Genomic DNA, 16,276 nt, shown 5'->3' on the forward strand with positions numbered 1-16,276 from the left:
TCCTTGTGAGGGCCGCGACGGCCCCCGAACGGGTCGGCCGGGCCGACCCCATTGGGGTTACTTACGGGAAAAATGCACGACCAGTTTGTCGCCCACGCTCTGCAGGACTTGAACCAGTACCAGCAACAGCACCACGGTGACGACCATCACGTCGGTCTGGAAGCGCTGGTAGCCGAAGCGGATGGCCAGGTCGCCCAGGCCGCCGGCACCGACCACACCGGCCATGGCGGTGTACGACACCAGGGTGATGGCGGTGACGGTAATGGCCGCGAAGATGCCCGGGCGGGCCTCCGGCAGCAGTGCGCTGGTGATGATCTGGCGGGTGGTGGCGCCCATCGACTGGGTGGCTTCGATGATGCCGCGGTCCACTTCACGCAGGGCGGTTTCCACCAGGCGCGCGAAGAACGGCGTGGCACCTACCACCAGCGGCGGAATGGCGCCGGCAACGCCCAGCGAAGTGCCGGTGATCAGCACGGTGATCGGGATCATCACGATCAGCAGGATGATGAACGGCAGCGAGCGCAGGATGTTGACGATCAGCGACAGCAGCGCATACACACCCTTCTGCTCGAACATCTGTTTCGGCCCGCACAGGAACAGCAGCACGCCCAGCGGCAGGCCGAGCAGCACGGTGAAGAACAGCGAGCCGAACAGCATGATCATGGTGTCGACGCTGGCCAGCCAGATTTCGGCCCAGTCGACGTTGGCAAAGAAATTCAGGGCGTCCATCAACGCAGTACCTCCATATGTACGTCAGCTGCCTTGAAGCGGGCGAACGCCGCTTCCATGTCACCGCCGATCAGGGCGAGGGTGAGCTGGCCATAGGGGACATCCTTGATGCGGTCGATACGCCCGGCGAGGATGCTGTAGTCCACACCGGTTTCGCGGGCCACGGTGCCCAGCAGCGGCGCGTAGGTGGCGTCGCCCTGGAAGGTCAGGCGCACGATACGGCCCGGCACATGGGCGAAGTCGTCCCGCTGCTCGCCTTCGTCGACCTGCTCGTCTTCCTGGACGAAGCGCTTGGTGGTGGGGTGCTGCGGGTGCAGGAACACCTCGGCCACCGAGCCCTGCTCGACGATCTGGCCGGCGTCCATCACTGCCACGCGGTCGCAGACCCGGCGGATCACGTCCATTTCGTGAGTGATCAGCACGATGGTCAGCTTCAGCTCACGGTTGATTTCGGCCAGCAATTGCAGGACCGAGGCGGTGGTTTGCGGGTCGAGGGCGCTGGTGGCCTCGTCGCACAGCAGGATCTTCGGGTTGGTGGACAGGGCGCGGGCGATGCCGACGCGCTGCTTCTGGCCACCGGACAGCTGCGCCGGATACTTTCTGGCATGGTCGGATAGGCCGACGCGGGCCAGCAGCTCGGTCACGCGCTTGTCGATTTCGCTGCGCGACAGCTCGCCGGCCAGGGTCAGTGGCAGGGCGACGTTGTCGGCGACGGTCTTGGAGGCCAGCAGGTTGAAGTGCTGGAAAATCATCCCGACCTGCTGGCGGAAACCGCGCAGCTGGCTGGCGTTGAACGCGGTAACGTCTTCGCCGTCGACGATGATCTTGCCGCCGGAAGGCTCTTCCAGGCGGTTGATCAGGCGCAGCATGGTGCTCTTGCCGGCGCCGGAATGGCCGATCAGGCCGAACACCTGGCCATCTTCGATGGTCAGGCTGGTCGGATTCAGTGCGGGGATTTCCCTACCGGCGACGCGGTAGGTCTTGTGTACCTGTTGGAACTCGATCACGTAGCGAACCTTGTGGGGCGCATGGAATTTGGGTCAGCGGTTGGCTGGGGTCGCGCATTTTAGCCTTTTCCCATAGCTGTTCTTAGCATTTATTTCGTAATGCACCAATCCTTCGGGCATATCGCGACAACCGGTAATCCTGATTGAACGCTCGGCAAAGCCTCCCGGTCACTACTTGCACAAGCCCGAAACGGGTACGCCTGAAGACTGACGAGGAGAGCCGACCATGCCCAGCAAGAACACGGACGCGCCGAAGCACAGCGAAGCCGCTGGTACCCAGACCCCGGACCGGGCCAACACCAACGCCAAGTTACAGAGCCTGGAGGCTGACCGTAGCGATGCGACAGGTCATGCGTTGCGCACCAACCAGGGGGTGCGCATCGCTGACAACCAGAACACGCTGAAGGCCGGAGATAGAGGCCCCTCGCTTCTCGAAGATTTCATCATGCGCGAGAAGATCACGCACTTTGACCACGAACGCATCCCTGAGCGCATCGTGCATGCGCGAGGGACGGGGGCGCATGGCTATTTCCAGAGCTATGGCAACCACGCCGAACTGACCAAGGCGGGCTTCCTGCAGGACCCGGAGAAAATCACGCCCGTGTTCGTGCGATTTTCCACGGTACAGGGCCCGCGTGGCTCAGCCGACACCGTGCGTGACGTAAGGGGCTTTGCGGTCAAGTTCTACACCGATGAAGGCAACTTTGACCTGGTGGGCAACAACATGCCGGTGTTTTTCATCCAGGATGCGATCAAATTCCCGGATTTCGTCCACGCCGTAAAGCCAGAGCCGCACAACGAGATCCCGACCGGCGCTTCGGCCCATGACACCTTTTGGGATTTCGTCTCGCTGGTACCGGAGTCGGCCCATATGGTCATGTGGGCGATGTCGGACCGTGCTATCCCGCGCAGCTTGCGGATGATGGAAGGTTTCGGGGTGCATACCTTCCGCCTGATCAACGCCCAGGGCGTAGCCAGTTTCGTCAAATTCCACTGGAAGCCGCGCCAGGGTGTGCACTCCTTGCTATGGGACGAAGCGCAGAAGCTGGCAGGCAAGGACGCTGATTTCCAGCGTCGCGACTTGTGGGAGGCTATCGAGACGGGCGATTACCCTGAATGGGAATTGGGTGTGCAGATTGTGCCGGAAGCTGACGAGCACAAATTTGATTTCGACCTGCTGGACCCGACCAAGATCATCCCGGAAGAACTGGTGCCGGTTACACCTTTGGGCAAGATGATCCTGAATCGCAACCCGGACAACTTCTTTGCTGAAGTGGAGCAGGTGGCGTTCTGCCCGGGTCATATCGTGCCTGGTATCGATTTTACCAACGACCCCTTGCTGCAGGGGCGGCTGTTCTCCTACACCGACACGCAGCTTAGCCGCCTGGGCGGGCCCAACTTCCACCAGATCCCCGTCAACCGCCCCGTCGCTCCTAACCACAACAACCAGCGTGACGCCTTGCATCAGCATGTGGTTCACAAAGGTCGCGCATCCTACGAGCCCAATTCCATCGACGGTGGCTGGCCGAAGGAAACGCCACCAGCCGCGCAGGATGGCGGCTTCGAGAGCTACCAGGAGCGTATCGATGCACACAAGATCCGCCAACGCAGCGATTCGTTCGGCGACCATTTCTCGCAGGCGCGGTTGTTCTTCCAGAGCATGAGCCCGACCGAGCAGCAGCACATCATCAATGCCTACAGCTTTGAACTGGGCAAGGTGGAGCGGGAGACGATCCGTGCTCGGGAAGTGAATGAGATTCTCGCCAACATCGACCTGAAGCTGGCGGCTGCGGTTGCTGCCAACCTCGGTTTGCCTGCTCCGAGCGCGGGCACTGTTCAAGTGAAGGGAAGCCAGCTTGCGCAGTCGCCTGCCCTGAGCCAGATGAACCACCCGGGTTCGGTTGGCATCAAGGGGCGCAAGATTGCCGTGCTGGTAACAGATGGCGTAGACGCTGCCAGCGTGGACAAGTTGGTCAAGGCCCTGGAAGCACACAGTGCCCGGCCATTGCTCCTGGGGCCGACCTCAGCACCGGTGAAGGCTGCGGACGGGAAGCAACTGCCGGTGGATGCTTCCATGGAGGGGATGCCATCGATCATGTTCGATGGAATTGTCGTGCCGGGTGGCAAGGCTTCGACCGATGCGCTGGCGGCCAGCGGGTTGGCCAAGCATTTCCTGCTGGAGGGCTACAAGCACCTGAAGGCGATGGTGTTGACCAAAGAGCTTTTGGGCAGCTTGGGGCTGAAAGAAGACAAGGGGTTGCTGCTGGGGGATGAGCAGAAGACCGTGGATGCCTTCGTCAAAGCGGTAGAAGGGCATCGGGTGTGGGAGCGGGAGGCGGCTGCGGAGGCTGTGCCTGCCTAAGGGGCTGCTTTGCAGCCCATCGCGACGCAAGGCCGCTCCTACAGGAGATCGCATTCCCTTGTAGGAGCGGCCTTGTGTCGCGAAAGGGGCGCGCAGCGCCCCCAGATTCTTAACGCTGATGCGGAACCAGGACCACCTGCGCCGGCAGCGACCGCTGAATCTCGTGCTTCTGCTTCAGCTCGAACCCGCTGTCGATCTTGCGCACGCGCTTCTCCAGCAAGGTCTTCAGCCAAGGCGCATCCTCGGTGCGCGGCACCTGGAACACCACGTCGCACTGGTAGCTCACCACATCGGCGGCAATGTCATCCAGCTGGCGACGCATGGCGCTGCTGTCGGTAGTCTTCAAGGCCACGACGGTGCTCGGTGCAGCCGGGTCGATGATGCGCGCCTTGGGCTTGGCCTCGGCCGCTTTCAGCGCCGCTTCAGCCTTCTCCAGTTCGGCCTTGCGCGCCTGGGTCACGGCGTCGCCACCAGTCACCGCCGGGGCCTGCGGCATCAGCGCGCGGGCACGGGCCAGGGCGGTGGCGGCAGCGTTCACATCACCCTTCTGCAGGAAGATCTGGCTGCGTTGCAGGTAGGCTTCGGCAAGCTGGCGCTGGTATTGCTCCAGGCGCGCGTCGTCCGGCGCCTGGGCCTGCAGGGCTGCCAGCTGGTCTTCGGCGGTGGCCAGCTCGTTGCTGGCGATGTTCTGTTGCAACTGCTGCCAGGCATCGGCTTGGGCAGGTGCGGTGGCCTGTTCGACCGGCGCGCTGGAACACGCAGCCAGGAACAGGGAAAACGCGGCAACAAGCAGATAACGGGAGGCGAACGGCTTCATTCCTGCGACTCTCTATTTGCGCAAAAAGCGAGCAAGTCTACACCCAGGTGCGCACGCTCGAAAACAAGTCTTACAGACCCTTTACGTGCGAAAAGGTTGCAGGGCGCGCCTTCACGCGCCCTGTTTTTCAGCGTTTTGGCAGGGCCAGGCTCAGCAAGAATAGCACCGCCGCGCAGACCACGATCGACGGGCCGGCGGGGGTGTCCTTGAACCAGGACATGGCCAGGCCACCGCATACCGCGGTCACGCCGAGCAGGCTGGCGCCCAGGGCCATCTGCTCGGGAGAGCGGGCGTGACGTTGCGCCGCAGCGGCAGGAATGATCAGCAGCGAGGTGATCAGCAGCACGCCGACGATCTTCATGGCCACGGCAATCACCACCGCGATCAGCAGCATCAGCGCCATGCGCAGCCCGGCCACCGGCAGGCCTTCGACCATGGCCAGCTCTTCGTGCACGGTGACTGCCAGCAACGGCCGCCACAGCGCAGCGAGCAGCAGCAACACCAGCGCGCTGCCGCCGAGGATCCAGGCCAGGTCGGTGGTGCTGATGGCCAGCAGGTCGCCGAACAGGTAGGCCATCAGGTCGATGCGTACATCATGCATGAAGCTCAGCACCACCAGGCCCAGCGACAATGTGCTGGGGGCGAGTATGCCGAGCAGGGTATCGGAGGCCAGCGGTTGCCGTTGCTGCAAGGTCACCAGCAAGATCGCCAGCAACAGGCAGCCCACGGTTACCGCCAGCGCCGGGCTGACGTCCAGGGCAAAGCCCAGGGCCACGCCGAGCAGGGCGGCGTGGGACAGGGTATCGCCAAAATAGGCCATGCGCCGCCATACCACGAAGGAGCCCAGTGGGCCGGCCACCAGCGCCAGGGACAAACCGGCAAGCAGGGCGTAGAGAAGAAAATCAGCCATGCTTGCAGTGCGCTCCGTGAACATGGGTGCCAGGGGCGACCACCGAGCCGTGCAGGTCGTGGCTGTGGTCGTGATGGTGGTGGTAGATGGCCAGGCTGGGTGCGGCGGTCTGGCCGAACAGCTCGACGAACGCCGGGTCGCCGCTGACCTGCTCGGGGTGGCCCGAGCAGCACACGTGGCGGTTCAGGCACACCACCTGGTCGGTGGCGCTCATCACCAGGTGCAAGTCGTGGGAAACCATCAGCACGCCGCAGCCGTGGCGGTCACGCAGGCGGGTAATGAGGTTGTACAGCTCGGTCTGGCCGACCACGTCTACGCCCTGCACCGGCTCGTCGAGCACCAGTAGCTGGGGTTCGCGCAGCAGGGCACGGGCCAGCAGCACGCGCTGCATCTCGCCGCCGGAAATGGTCTGGATCGGGCTGTCGATGACCTGCTCGGCACCCACTTCCTGCAACGCCGACAAGGCTGCCGCGCGGTCTACACCGGGCACCAGGCGCAGGAAGCGCAACACCGACAGCGGCAGCGTGGCATCGACCTGGATCTTTTGCGGCATGTAGCCAATGCGCAGTTTCGGCTTGCGCCATACCTTGCCGCGGTGCGGCTTGAGCAGGCCGAGCACGGCGCGCACCAGGGTGGTCTTGCCCGCGCCGTTCGGGCCGATCAGGGTGACGATCTGGCCAGGTGCGACCGACAGGTCGATGCTGTCGAGCACCGCCTCGCCACCGAAGGTGACGCCGACCTGCTCCAGGCGGATCAGTGCATCGCTCATGCCGCGCTCCGGCAATTGCTGCACAGGCCGACCACTTCCACCGTCTGGGTCTCGACCGTGAAGCCCACGCCCTTGGCGCTGCTGATGATGGCGTCGCTGATACTGTCCTGTTCCAGTTCGATGGCCACATGGCAGGCCCGGCAGATCAGGAACTGCCCCTGGTGCAGGTGTTCCGGGTGGCTGCAGCCGATGAAGGCGTTGAGCGAGGCGATGCGGTGCACCAGGCCGTTTTCCAGCAGGAAGTCCAGCGCACGGTACACCGTGGGGGGCGCGGCGCGGCGGCCGTCCTGCTCACTGAGCACGGCGAGGATATCGTAGGCGCCCAGCGGCTTGTGGCTTTGCCACACCAGTTCCAGCACTCGACGGCGCAGCGCGGTCAGGCGCAGGCCCTGGCGGGTGCACAAGGCGTCGGCTTCAGCCAGTGCGCTGTGTACGCAATGGGAATGATCGTGAGGACGGTTGGCCAGCGGCGTGATGGACATGGGCAGCGACGGTTCTGGATGGAGACGTTATTATGTTACCTGTTTCTGACGACTCGAGTATTCACCGTGTCCCGATTCCTAGTCCTTTTTGTCGCTTTCATCGCATTTTCCGCCCAGGCCGACGTGCGCGTGCTGACCAGTATCAAACCCCTGCAGCAGATTGCCGCCGCCGTGCAGGACGGTGTTGGCAACCCCGAGGTATTGCTGCCGCCGGGTGCTTCGCCGCACCACTACGCGCTGCGCCCGTCCGACGTGCGGCGGGTGGGCGATGCCGACCTGCTGTACTGGATCGGCCCGGACATGGAGGGCTTCCTGCCGCGGGTACTGGGCAATCGCAGCAAGGCCACGGTGGCCGTGCAGGCGCTACCGGGCATGAAGCTGCGGCATTTTGGCGAGGACAGCCATTCCCACGAGGAAGAAGACCACGACGACCATGATCATGATCACCGTCCGGGCAGCCTGGACGCGCACTTGTGGCTATCGTCGGTCAACGCGCGGGTAATTGCAGCGAAAATGGCGGCTGACCTGGCGCAGATCGATCCGGCCAATGCGGCGCGCTACCAGAGCAACCTCAAGGCCTTCGACGAACGCCTGGACGCACTGGATGGGCAGATCAAGGCGCGGGTGGCCGGGATTGCCGGCAAGCCGTACTTCGTGTTCCACGAAGCGTTCGACTATTTCGAGGCCGAGTATGGCCTGAAGCACACCGGGGTGTTCAGCGTGGCGTCCGAAGTGCAGCCGGGTGCGCAGCACGTGGCAGCCATGCGCAAGCGCCTGCAGGAAGTGGGCAAGACCTGTGTGTTCAGCGAACCGCCGCTGCGGCCGCGGCTGGCCGAGACCTTGACCGCCGGGCTGCCGGTGCGCCTGGCCGAGCTGGATGCCCTGGGCGGTACCGACCCGGTGGATGGCAAGGGCTATGAGCGCTTGCTGGAGAAGCTGAGTGGCGACCTGGTTGGGTGCCTGGAGCAGTTGTAAGCCTGTACCGGCCTCTTCGCGGGCACGCCCGCTCCCACAGGTACAACGACAACCTTGAGGTTTGTGTTATCCCTGTGGGAGCGGGCATGCCCGCGAAGAAGCGGAAGCTGGACTAGAGGGCGAACGGCAGGTGCAAAGCCACCTGCTGGCGCTGCGCCAGGCGCACTTCAAACTCGCTCGGGTCGTGGATCATCACATCCATCCCGGCAAACGATTCCGCTGCAATCAGGCGCGACAGCCAGAAGCGTACGCAGCCTACCCGCAACATCTCCGGCCACAGCTCGGCTTCGGCGGCGGTGAACGGCCGCAGCGCCGCATAGGCCGCCAGCAATGCCTGGGCGCGTGGCACATCGATCGCGCCGTGTTCATCCAGGCACCAGTCGTTCACGGTGATGGCGATGTCATACAGCATCGGCCCGGAACAGGCGTTGTAGAAGTCGATCACACCGGTCAGGTGGGTGCCTTCGAACATCACGTTGTCGCGGAACAGGTCGGCGTGCAGGTTGGCCCGTGGCAGGGCCAGGATCTGTGCCTTGTGCGCGCTGATTTCATCCAGCGCCGGCTGCAGCAGCGCGGCTTGCTCGGCGGTAAGGCGCGGCAGCAGCTCGGCACCCGAGGCCAGCATCCAGTCCAGGCCGCGGTCGGTGCGGCGCTCGATGATGTGTTCGCGGGTAGCCAGGTGAATGTGCGCCAGCAACTCGCCGACCTGGGCGCAGTGCTGGGCGTTCGGTGCCTTGATGTGCTTGCCCGACAGCCGTGGCTGCAGCAGCGCCGGCTTGCCGCACAGCTCGCGCAGGCCATTGCCGTCGCGGTCGCGTATGGCATAGGGCACCGGCATGTCGGCTGCGTGCAAAGTGTCCAGCAGCTCGATGAAGAACGGCATGTCCTCGCTGGGCCCGCGCTCGATCAGCGTCAGGACGAACTCCCCCTGTTCGAGGCTGACGAAGAAATTGCTGTTCTCGGTGCCGGCGGCGATGCCCTGGAAGTCGAGCAGACGACCCAGCGCGTACGGCGCCAGAAAGGATTCCAGCTCAGGCCGGGTCACGGGGGTGAAGACTGACATGATGAAAAATTGCCCATACGGGCACTTCCGCCGGGAAGTGCCGGGTTGATGTGAACGGTGCGCGTCAGATTACCACTCGAAGATCTTCCAGGACGGAATCAGCATGTCCGGCTGGTCGGATCGAATGAAATTGCCATCAGAGCCATCGGCGCGTACCAGGAAATAAGGCTTGCCGTTTTTCGGCGTGATCTTGATCGCATACAGGAACCCGTTCTGCCGGTACTCCTGGATGGTTTTGTCGCCTTCCGTGCGAATGGTCACCTCGGGATCGGCCGAGGGGGCGTCGTCCGCCGCCAGGGTGACGACAGGCATGGTGGCCAACAGACCGAGCAGTAACAGGCGATTGAGTGTACGCATGATAACCTTGTCCCTTTGTCGTCAATGATTCTGGCTATTCTAGCGCCGGACCCGTCGAAAAGGTTGATTCTGCTCATGAGCCAAGCGCCCCTCGTCCTGGTGGACGGTTCCTCCTACCTGTACCGCGCCTTCCACGCGCTGCCGCCGTTGACTACCTCCAAAGGCATGCCGACCGGCGCGGTGAAGGGGGTGCTGAACATGCTCAAGAGCCTGCGCAAGCAATACCCCGACAGCCTGTTCGCGGTGGTGTTCGACGCCAAGGGTGGCACCTTCCGCGATGCCATGTTCGCCGAATACAAGGCCAACCGCCCAAGCATGCCGGACGACCTGCGGGTGCAGATCGAGCCGCTGCACGCCAGCGTCAAGGCGCTGGGCTACCCACTGCTGTGCGTCGAGGGGGTCGAGGCCGACGACGTGATCGGCACCCTGGCGCGCAGCAGCGCCGCGCTGGGCCGCCCGGTGATCATCTCGACCGGTGACAAGGACATGGCGCAGCTGGTGGACGGGCACATTACCTTGGTCAACACCATGACCGGAAGCGTACTGGACGTGGCTGGCGTGCACGAGAAATTTGGCGTCGGCCCGGAACATATCATCGACTTCCTGGCGCTGATGGGCGACAAGGTCGACAACATCCCAGGTGTGCCGGGCGTGGGCGAAAAAACTGCGGTGGGCCTGCTGACCGGTATCGGCGGCGGCCTCAGCGACCTGTATGCCAACCTGGACAAGGTCCCGACGCTGGCCATTCGCGGCGCCAAGACCCTGCCGGCCAAGCTGGAAGAGCACCGCGACGCGGCGTTCCTGTCTTATGAGCTGGCTACCATCAAGGTCGACGTGCCCCTGGATATCGAAGTAGATGCCCTGGTGTGCGGCGAGCCTGATCGCGACGCGTTGCTGGCGCTGTACACCGAGATGGAATTCAAGAGCTGGGTCGCCGAGGTGCAGCGTGACGCTGCCAAGGCCGGTGACGACATCGCGCCGATCGCGGAGCCGGTGGCCAAGACCGAGCCCAGGTACGAAACCATTCTCGACCAGGCCCGTTTCGACTTCTGGCTGGAGAAGCTGCGCCAAGCGCCGCTGTTCGCCTTCGACACCGAGACCACCGGCCTGGACGCACAGCAGGCGCAGCTTGTCGGCCTGTCGTTCGCCGTCGAGCCGCATGAAGCGGCCTATGTGCCGCTGGCCCACGACTATGAAGGCGCGCCGGTCCAGCTGGACCGCGCCGCCGTGCTGCTGGCGTTGAAGCCGCTGCTGGAAGACCCGGCCAAGGCCAAGGTCGGGCAGAACGCCAAGTACGACATCAACATCCTCGCCAATGGCTCGCCCGCCATCGAAATGCGCGGCGTTGCCTACGACACCATGCTCGAGTCGTACGTGCTGAACTCCACCGCCACCCGTCACGACATGGACAGCCTGGCGCTGAAGTACCTCGACCACACCACCATCGCCTTCGAGGACATCGCCGGCAAGGGCGCCAAGCAGCTGACCTTCAACCAGATCCACCTGGACAAGGCCGGCCCCTACGCTGCCGAAGACGCCGACATCACCCTGCGCCTGCACCAGGCGCTGCAGGCGCGCCTGGCGCAGACGCCGAGCGTGCAGCCGGTGCTGATGGACATCGAGATGCCGCTGGTGCCGGTGCTGGCCAAGATCGAGCGCCAGGGGGCGCTGGTCGATGCCGCGCTGCTGCAGGTGCAGAGCGGTGAGCTGGGGGTGAAGATGGCCGAGCTGGAGCAGCGCGCCTATGAGCTGGCCGGTGAGGAGTTCAACCTCGGCTCGCCCAAGCAGCTGGGCGCGATCCTCTACGACAAGCTGGGCATGCCGGTGCTGAGCAAGACCACCAAGGGCCAGCCATCCACGGCAGAGGCGGTGCTCGACGAACTGGCCGAGCAAGGCTACCCGCTGCCGGAGGTACTGATGCAGTACCGCAGCCTGAGCAAGCTCAAGAGCACCTACACCGACAAGCTGCCGGGGCAGATCAACCCGCGCACCGGGCGTATCCACACCTCCTACCAGCAGGCGGTAGCGGCCACCGGCCGGCTGTCGTCCAGCGACCCGAACCTGCAGAACATCCCGATCCGCACTGCCGAAGGCCGGCGCATCCGTCAGGCCTTCGTCGCCAGCCCGGGCTACAAGCTGCTGGCGGCGGACTACTCGCAGATCGAGTTGCGCATCATGGCCCACCTGGCCAAGGACGAAGGCTTGCTGCATGCCTTCCGCAACGACCTGGACGTGCACCGCGCCACGGCGGCGGAAGTATTCGGCGTAGCCCTGGAAGACGTCACCACCGACCAGCGCCGCAGTGCCAAGGCCATCAACTTCGGCCTGATCTACGGCATGAGCGCCTTTGGCCTGGCCAAGCAGATCGGCGTCGACCGCAAGCAGTCGCAGGATTACATCGACCGCTACTTCGCCCGCTACCCGGGCGTGCTGGCCTACATGGAGCGCACCCGCGCCCAGGCGGCGGAGCAAGGCTTTGTCGAAACCCTGTTCGGCCGCCGCCTGTACCTGCCGGATATCAATGCCAAGAACCCGGCCCTGCGCAAAGGCGCCGAGCGCACGGCGATCAACGCCCCGATGCAGGGCACTGCGGCCGATATCATCAAGCGGGCCATGGTCAATGTGGATAACTGGCTGAACGAGAGCGGGCTGGACGCCCGGGTGATCCTGCAGGTACACGACGAACTGGTGCTGGAAGTGCGCGAGGACCTGGTGGAGCAGGTGAAAGATGAAATTCGCCAGCACATGAGCAAGGCCGCGCAGCTGGATGTACCACTGCTGGTCGAGGCAGGAATTGGTGCGAATTGGGACGAAGCTCACTGATCGGGCGGGGAAAGCTGTGTAGGATCCGTGATGTAGGGATGCGGATCCTGGCACCGCTCAGTGCCAGTGGTGCTGAGGCTTCATGAAACTATCGCAAATAGTTTTCAGGGCTTTGGAACTAAACCGGTGAAGCGGAACTCAGAGTAACTGAATGGCTGGTGAAGCCTTTCGATGCTCCTATGTTGTGTTAAGTGTTGGCAGATATCTGGACCCCGCCCTAGCGGTCCGGACTTGGACCCCGAACTTCCCCCTCCCCATACGAAGTCCGGGGTTTTTTTTGCCCGGAATTTGACTTATGGCTAGTAGAGAGCCCTGTGGGAGCGGGTTTACCCGCGAATGCGATGTCGGATGCACCGCCACATTCGCGGGTAAACCCGCTCCCACAGGTTACGAGCAAACCTTCAAATGACTGGCTTGTCTTCCAGCTCCATCCAGTCCGCCAGCACCCGGTAGGCATCTTCCACGCCCAGGCGCTTGGGCGCCGAGAACAGCTGGATGGTCACGCCGTCGCCCCAACCCTTGCGGATTTCCGACTGCACCTTGAGCAGAGTGTTCTTGCCCGCGCCGTGGGTCAGCTTGTCGGCCTTGGTCAGCAGGATGTGCATCGGCATGCTGCTGGCCTTGGCCCAGTCGAGCATCATCTTGTCGAAGTCGGTCATCGGGTGGCGCACGTCCATCATCAGGATCACGCCACGCAGGCACTCCCGGCTGCCCAGGTAGGCTTCCAGGTGTTTCTGCCAGTGCTGCTTGAGCGGAATCGGGACTTTTGCATAACCGTAGCCTGGCAGGTCGACCAAACGCCGTTCATCGTCCAGACTGAAGAAATTCAACAGCTGGGTGCGCCCGGGGGTTTTCGAGGTGCGCGCCAGGCTGGCATGAGTCAGGGTGTTGAGGGCGCTGGATTTGCCGGCGTTGGAGCGGCCGGCGAAAGCCACCTCGTAACCCTGGTCGTCCGGGCATTGTTCGACCTTGGCAGCGCTGAGGGCGAATTTGGCTTTCTGGCAGAGGCCGAGGATGGGGTTCTTGACTTGCATGGGATATCCGATGTGGGTGTTGCCTGACTCTATAGGCCCGAGCCTGGCAAGCGGTGTCGTTTCCGTTTGGATGGCGGAAGTATATAATGCCCCAGTTTTTGTGTGCTCATTCTCCCGGCGAAGGAGAACGGGCATGGGGTGTCGAACAATAGCTCGCGCAACAGAACGCAGCGCGGCCCCCAACCCTGAAGGTCGTTCCGCATGGCGAAATGGCTGCTTGCTGTCGGTATGTTCCTGCCGTTTTTCAGCGCACAGGCTACACAGGATCCCGAGGTGTTGTACAACCGCACGTGTGCGGCCTGTCACACCGGGCAGTTGCCACAGGCACCCAGGCAGGGTGACCGGGCAGCATGGGAGCCAAGGCTGGCGCAAGGCATGGATGTACTGGTGAAGCACGTGACCCAGGGTTTCAAGGCTATGCCGCCGCGTGGATTGTGCATGGACTGCAGTGCCGAGGACTACCGTTTGGTCATCCTTTGGATGAGTGGCAGTCCCGATACATAACATTTCACCCTTAGCCGTGTTGGATTAGCTGATGAACAAACTAGTCGTGAGTCTGCTGTTGACCTTGGGTGTCGCAGGTGCGGCCACTGCTGCGCAACCCGTCAAAGGCGATGCCGCCGCCGGCCAGGCCAAGACGGCCGTCTGTGGCGCCTGCCACAACCCCGACGGCAACAGCCTGGCACCGAACTTCCCGAAACTGGCCGGTCAAGGCCAGCGCTATCTCGAAAAACAATTGCACGATATCAAGTCGGGCAAGCGTACCGTGCTGGAGATGACCGGCATGCTGGCCGCATTCAGCGACCAGGACCTGGCCGATATCGCCGCCTACTTCTCCAGCCAGAAAGGCAGCGTGGGCGCGGCCGATCCCAAGCTGGTCGAACGTGGCCGGGCGCTGTTCAACGGCGGCGACCTGGAAAAGGGCATGCCTGCCTGCACCGGCTGCCACTCGCCGAACGGCGCGGGTATCGCCCTGGCCGGCTTCCCGCACCTGGGCGGGCAGCATGCACAGTACGTGACCAAGCAGCTCACCGACTTCCGCGAAGGCAACCGCACCAACGATGGCGATGCCATGACCATGCGCACCATCGCCGGCAAGCTGAGCAACCACGACATCGAGGCGCTGGCCAGCTACATCCAGGGCCTGCACTGAGGCCCTTCGGCCGCTTGTGATGGCCCTATCACCGGCAAGCCAGCTCCCACAGATGCTGCATATGGCTTGAGGTCGATGCGCTCGAGGTGGGAGCCGGCTTGCCGGCGATAGGGCCATCACAGGCGGCGCATTAACCTTCAGTTAATGTTGTAGGCCAATGATGAAAGGGCGGCCGGACCGCCCTTTTTTCCGTCCGCAGCCGTTACACTACAGAACTCGGCCCCTTCCCGGCCTGTCTCAGTGCAGGTCGCGTCGTGGCGACCAATGACTGCCCAGGAGTAAAGCATGCGTAAACTGATTCTCAGCGCCGCGCTGGTCGCTGCCAGCGTATTCGGTATGACTGCCGTCCAGGCCGCCGAGCCTGTCGCCGGCAAGGAATACCTCGAGCTGAGCAACCCTGTTCCGGTTTCCGTGCCTGGCAAGATCGAAGTGGTCGAGCTGTTCTGGTACGGCTGCCCACACTGCTATCACTTCGAGCCGACCATCAACCCGTGGGTTGAAAAACTTCCCAAGGACGTCAACTTCAAGCGCGTACCAGCCATGTTCGGTGGCCCATGGGACGCCCACGGCCAGATGTTCCTGACCCTCGAAGCCATGGGCGTCGAGCAGAAGGTACACGCCGCGGTGTTCGATGCCATCCAGAACCAGAAAAAGCGCCTGACCGACCCGCAGGACATGGCCGACTTCCTCGCCACCCAGGGCGTGGACAAGGACAAGTTCCTCGCCACCTTCAATTCGTTCGCCATCAAGGGCCAGGTCAATCAGGCCAAGGAACTGGCGAAAAAGTACGAGATCACCGGCGTACCGAGCATGGTGGTCAACGGCAAGTACCGCTTCGACCTGGGTACTGCCGGCGGGCCGGAAGGCGTACTGAACGTTGCCGACCAGCTGATCGCCAAGGAGCGCGCCGCTAAGTAAGCGGCGTAACCCATGCGCCGCTTCAGAACCGCGCGTGGCATTGGCCTGCACCAGCCGCAGGTCAACGAGCATCACCTGCAGGCCCCTGGCCTGCCCGAGGATGGTCGTCTGCGGCTGCTCAGTTTCAACATCCAGGTGGGCATCAGCACCGAGCGCTACCGGCATTACGTGACCCGCAGCTGGCAGCACCTGCTGCCGCACAACGGGCGTGCAGGCAACCTGCAGAAGATTGGCCAACTGCTGGGCGACTTCGACCTGGTGGCCTTGCAGGAGGCCGATGGCGGCAGCCTGCGCTCGGGCTATGTCAACCAGGTCGAGCACCTTGCCCACCTGGGTGCCTTCCCCTACTGGTACCAGCAACTCAACCGCAACCTTGGGCGTTTTGCCCAGCACAGCAATGGCGTGCTCAGCCGCCTGAAGCCACAACTGCTCGAGGATCACCCATTGCCCGGCCCGGCTGGGCGTGGTGCGATTCTGGTGCGCTTTGGCGAGGGCGAAGATGCGCTGATCGTGGTGATGATGCACCTGGCCCTCGGCGCCAAGACCCGCGCCTTGCAACTGGGTTACATCCGCGAGCTGATTGGCGGTTACCGCCACCAGGTGCTGATGGGCGACATGAATACCCATGCCACCGACCTGCTGGAGCACTCGCCGTTGCGCGACTTGGGCCTGATTGCCCCACAAGTCGAGGCCACCTTTCCCAGCTGGCGTCCACAGCGTTGCCTGGACCACATCCTGCTCAGCCCAAGCCTCACGCTGGAGCGTGTCGAGGTGCTGGCGCAGCCAATTTCCGACCACCTTCCCGTTGCTGTCGAGATTCGATTGCCTGATGCATTGACTGTGGATACGCTGCCGGTCCTGAGCTAATTGCCATCAC

General features: G+C 63.3%; 15 protein-coding genes and 1 pseudogene. 7 read left to right on the forward strand and 9 right to left on the reverse strand.

Going from position 1 to position 16,276, the window contains the following annotated elements:
• Positions 1 to 57: 57 nt before the first annotated feature.
• Together CAG46_RS25725 and CAG46_RS25730 are read right to left on the reverse strand one after the other, a co-directional pair.
• The gene (locus CAG46_RS25725) at positions 58 to 729 is read right to left on the reverse strand and encodes a methionine ABC transporter permease (protein ID WP_013970307.1); all 672 of its coding nucleotides are present in this window, start codon (positions 727 to 729) and stop codon (positions 58 to 60) included.
• Positions 729 to 1,736, reverse strand: coding sequence for a methionine ABC transporter ATP-binding protein (locus tag CAG46_RS25730; RefSeq protein WP_003256960.1), 1,008 nt, complete (start codon positions 1,734 to 1,736; stop codon positions 729 to 731). Before CAG46_RS25730 ends, CAG46_RS25725 begins: the two co-directional genes overlap by 1 nt.
• A gap of 226 nt (positions 1,737 to 1,962) precedes the next feature.
• Between CAG46_RS25730 and katE the strand changes: the two genes are divergently transcribed.
• Complete coding sequence (gene katE / locus CAG46_RS25735; RefSeq protein ID WP_085618991.1) at positions 1,963 to 4,098, forward strand: catalase HPII; 2,136 nt, start codon at positions 1,963 to 1,965, stop codon at positions 4,096 to 4,098.
• 109 nt (positions 4,099 to 4,207) lie between these two features.
• Here the strand turns inward: katE and CAG46_RS25740 are convergent, their stop codons facing one another.
• The 4 genes from CAG46_RS25740 to zur form a co-directional block, all read right to left on the reverse strand.
• The gene (locus tag CAG46_RS25740) at positions 4,208 to 4,915 is read right to left on the reverse strand and encodes a PA5502 family lipoprotein (RefSeq protein WP_085618993.1); all 708 of its coding nucleotides are present in this window, start codon (positions 4,913 to 4,915) and stop codon (positions 4,208 to 4,210) included.
• Positions 4,916 to 5,042: 127 nt separating this feature from the next.
• Positions 5,043 to 5,825, reverse strand: a complete 783-nt coding sequence (znuB, locus tag CAG46_RS25745) for a zinc ABC transporter permease subunit ZnuB (protein ID WP_003253007.1) — start codon at positions 5,823 to 5,825, stop codon at positions 5,043 to 5,045.
• Complete coding sequence (gene znuC, locus CAG46_RS25750) at positions 5,818 to 6,594, reverse strand: zinc ABC transporter ATP-binding protein ZnuC (RefSeq protein WP_025337219.1); 777 nt, start codon at positions 6,592 to 6,594, stop codon at positions 5,818 to 5,820. Before znuC ends, znuB begins: the two co-directional genes overlap by 8 nt.
• Positions 6,591 to 7,076, reverse strand: coding sequence for a zinc uptake transcriptional repressor Zur (gene zur, locus CAG46_RS25755; protein WP_025337220.1), 486 nt, complete (start codon positions 7,074 to 7,076; stop codon positions 6,591 to 6,593). The genes znuC and zur overlap by 4 nt, the downstream gene beginning before the upstream one ends.
• Before the next feature lie 18 nt (positions 7,077 to 7,094).
• Between zur and CAG46_RS25760 the strand changes: the two genes are divergently transcribed.
• Positions 7,095 to 8,051 (forward strand): zinc ABC transporter substrate-binding protein ZnuA, encoded by a 957-nt coding sequence (locus tag CAG46_RS25760; RefSeq protein ID WP_085618995.1) that lies wholly within the window; start codon positions 7,095 to 7,097, stop codon positions 8,049 to 8,051.
• A gap of 112 nt (positions 8,052 to 8,163) precedes the next feature.
• Here CAG46_RS25760 and CAG46_RS25765 read toward each other — a convergent pair whose 3' ends face one another.
• Together CAG46_RS25765 and CAG46_RS25770 are read right to left on the reverse strand one after the other, a co-directional pair.
• Positions 8,164 to 9,114 (reverse strand): homoserine kinase, encoded by a 951-nt coding sequence (locus tag CAG46_RS25765; protein WP_085618997.1) that lies wholly within the window; start codon positions 9,112 to 9,114, stop codon positions 8,164 to 8,166.
• Positions 9,115 to 9,183: 69 nt separating this feature from the next.
• Positions 9,184 to 9,471 carry a DUF2782 domain-containing protein gene (locus CAG46_RS25770; RefSeq protein WP_013970316.1) on the reverse strand — a complete coding sequence of 96 codons (288 nt, stop codon included), beginning with the start codon at positions 9,469 to 9,471 and terminating at the stop codon, positions 9,184 to 9,186.
• Between the two features lie 75 nt (positions 9,472 to 9,546).
• Here CAG46_RS25770 and polA point away from each other — a divergent pair, with 75 nt between their 5' ends.
• Positions 9,547 to 12,294 (forward strand): DNA polymerase I, encoded by a 2,748-nt coding sequence (polA, locus tag CAG46_RS25775; protein ID WP_085618999.1) that lies wholly within the window; start codon positions 9,547 to 9,549, stop codon positions 12,292 to 12,294.
• 401 nt (positions 12,295 to 12,695) lie between these two features.
• Here the strand turns inward: polA and yihA are convergent, their stop codons facing one another.
• A complete protein-coding gene (gene yihA, locus CAG46_RS25780; protein ID WP_003252993.1) occupies positions 12,696 to 13,328 on the reverse strand; it encodes a ribosome biogenesis GTP-binding protein YihA/YsxC in 633 nt (210 codons plus the stop codon).
• 201 nt (positions 13,329 to 13,529) lie between these two features.
• Between yihA and CAG46_RS25785 the strand changes: the two genes are divergently transcribed.
• The 4 genes and pseudogenes from CAG46_RS25785 (at position 13,530) to CAG46_RS25800 (ending at position 16,266) form a co-directional block, all read left to right on the forward strand.
• Positions 13,530 to 13,832, forward strand: a complete 303-nt coding sequence (locus tag CAG46_RS25785) for a cytochrome c5 family protein (RefSeq protein WP_015268479.1) — start codon at positions 13,530 to 13,532, stop codon at positions 13,830 to 13,832.
• A 31-nt stretch (positions 13,833 to 13,863) separates the two neighbouring features.
• Positions 13,864 to 14,481 (forward strand): cytochrome c, encoded by a 618-nt coding sequence (locus CAG46_RS25790; protein WP_003256951.1) that lies wholly within the window; start codon positions 13,864 to 13,866, stop codon positions 14,479 to 14,481.
• Positions 14,482 to 14,766: 285 nt separating this feature from the next.
• Entirely contained in the window at positions 14,767 to 15,399 is a 633-nt protein-coding gene (dsbA, locus tag CAG46_RS25795; RefSeq protein WP_025337225.1) for a thiol:disulfide interchange protein DsbA, read from the forward strand.
• Between the two features lie 34 nt (positions 15,400 to 15,433).
• Positions 15,434 to 16,266, forward strand: a pseudogene (locus tag CAG46_RS25800) (endonuclease/exonuclease/phosphatase family protein).
• The last annotated feature ends 10 nt before the right edge of the window (positions 16,267 to 16,276 follow it).

Origin of the sequence: Pseudomonas sp. B23(2017) (assembly GCF_002113725.1) — a bacterium.
GTDB lineage: Bacteria > Pseudomonadota > Gammaproteobacteria > Pseudomonadales > Pseudomonadaceae > Aquipseudomonas > Aquipseudomonas putida_Z.

Bases quoted from the DNA above. Each gene is read 5' to 3' on its own strand.
- znuC (WP_025337219.1), bottom strand. From the start codon at position 6,594: ATGAGCGATGCACTGATCCGCCTGGAGCAGGTCGGCGTCACCTTCGGT.
- dsbA (WP_025337225.1), top strand. From the start codon at position 14,767: ATGCGTAAACTGATTCTCAGCGCCGCGCTGGTCGCTGCCAGCGTATTC.
- polA (WP_085618999.1), top strand. From the start codon at position 9,547: ATGAGCCAAGCGCCCCTCGTCCTGGTGGACGGTTCCTCCTACCTGTAC.
- CAG46_RS25765 (WP_085618997.1), bottom strand. From the start codon at position 9,114: ATGTCAGTCTTCACCCCCGTGACCCGGCCTGAGCTGGAATCCTTTCTG.
- znuB (WP_003253007.1), bottom strand. From the start codon at position 5,825: ATGGCTGATTTTCTTCTCTACGCCCTGCTTGCCGGTTTGTCCCTGGCG.
- CAG46_RS25785 (WP_015268479.1), top strand. From the start codon at position 13,530: ATGGCGAAATGGCTGCTTGCTGTCGGTATGTTCCTGCCGTTTTTCAGC.
- CAG46_RS25725 (WP_013970307.1), bottom strand. From the start codon at position 729: ATGGACGCCCTGAATTTCTTTGCCAACGTCGACTGGGCCGAAATCTGG.
- CAG46_RS25760 (WP_085618995.1), top strand. From the start codon at position 7,095: ATGGAGACGTTATTATGTTACCTGTTTCTGACGACTCGAGTATTCACC.
- zur (WP_025337220.1), bottom strand. From the start codon at position 7,076: ATGTCCATCACGCCGCTGGCCAACCGTCCTCACGATCATTCCCATTGC.
- CAG46_RS25770 (WP_013970316.1), bottom strand. From the start codon at position 9,471: ATGCGTACACTCAATCGCCTGTTACTGCTCGGTCTGTTGGCCACCATG.
- CAG46_RS25790 (WP_003256951.1), top strand. From the start codon at position 13,864: ATGAACAAACTAGTCGTGAGTCTGCTGTTGACCTTGGGTGTCGCAGGT.
- katE (WP_085618991.1), top strand. From the start codon at position 1,963: ATGCCCAGCAAGAACACGGACGCGCCGAAGCACAGCGAAGCCGCTGGT.
- CAG46_RS25740 (WP_085618993.1), bottom strand. From the start codon at position 4,915: ATGAAGCCGTTCGCCTCCCGTTATCTGCTTGTTGCCGCGTTTTCCCTG.
- yihA (WP_003252993.1), bottom strand. From the start codon at position 13,328: ATGCAAGTCAAGAACCCCATCCTCGGCCTCTGCCAGAAAGCCAAATTC.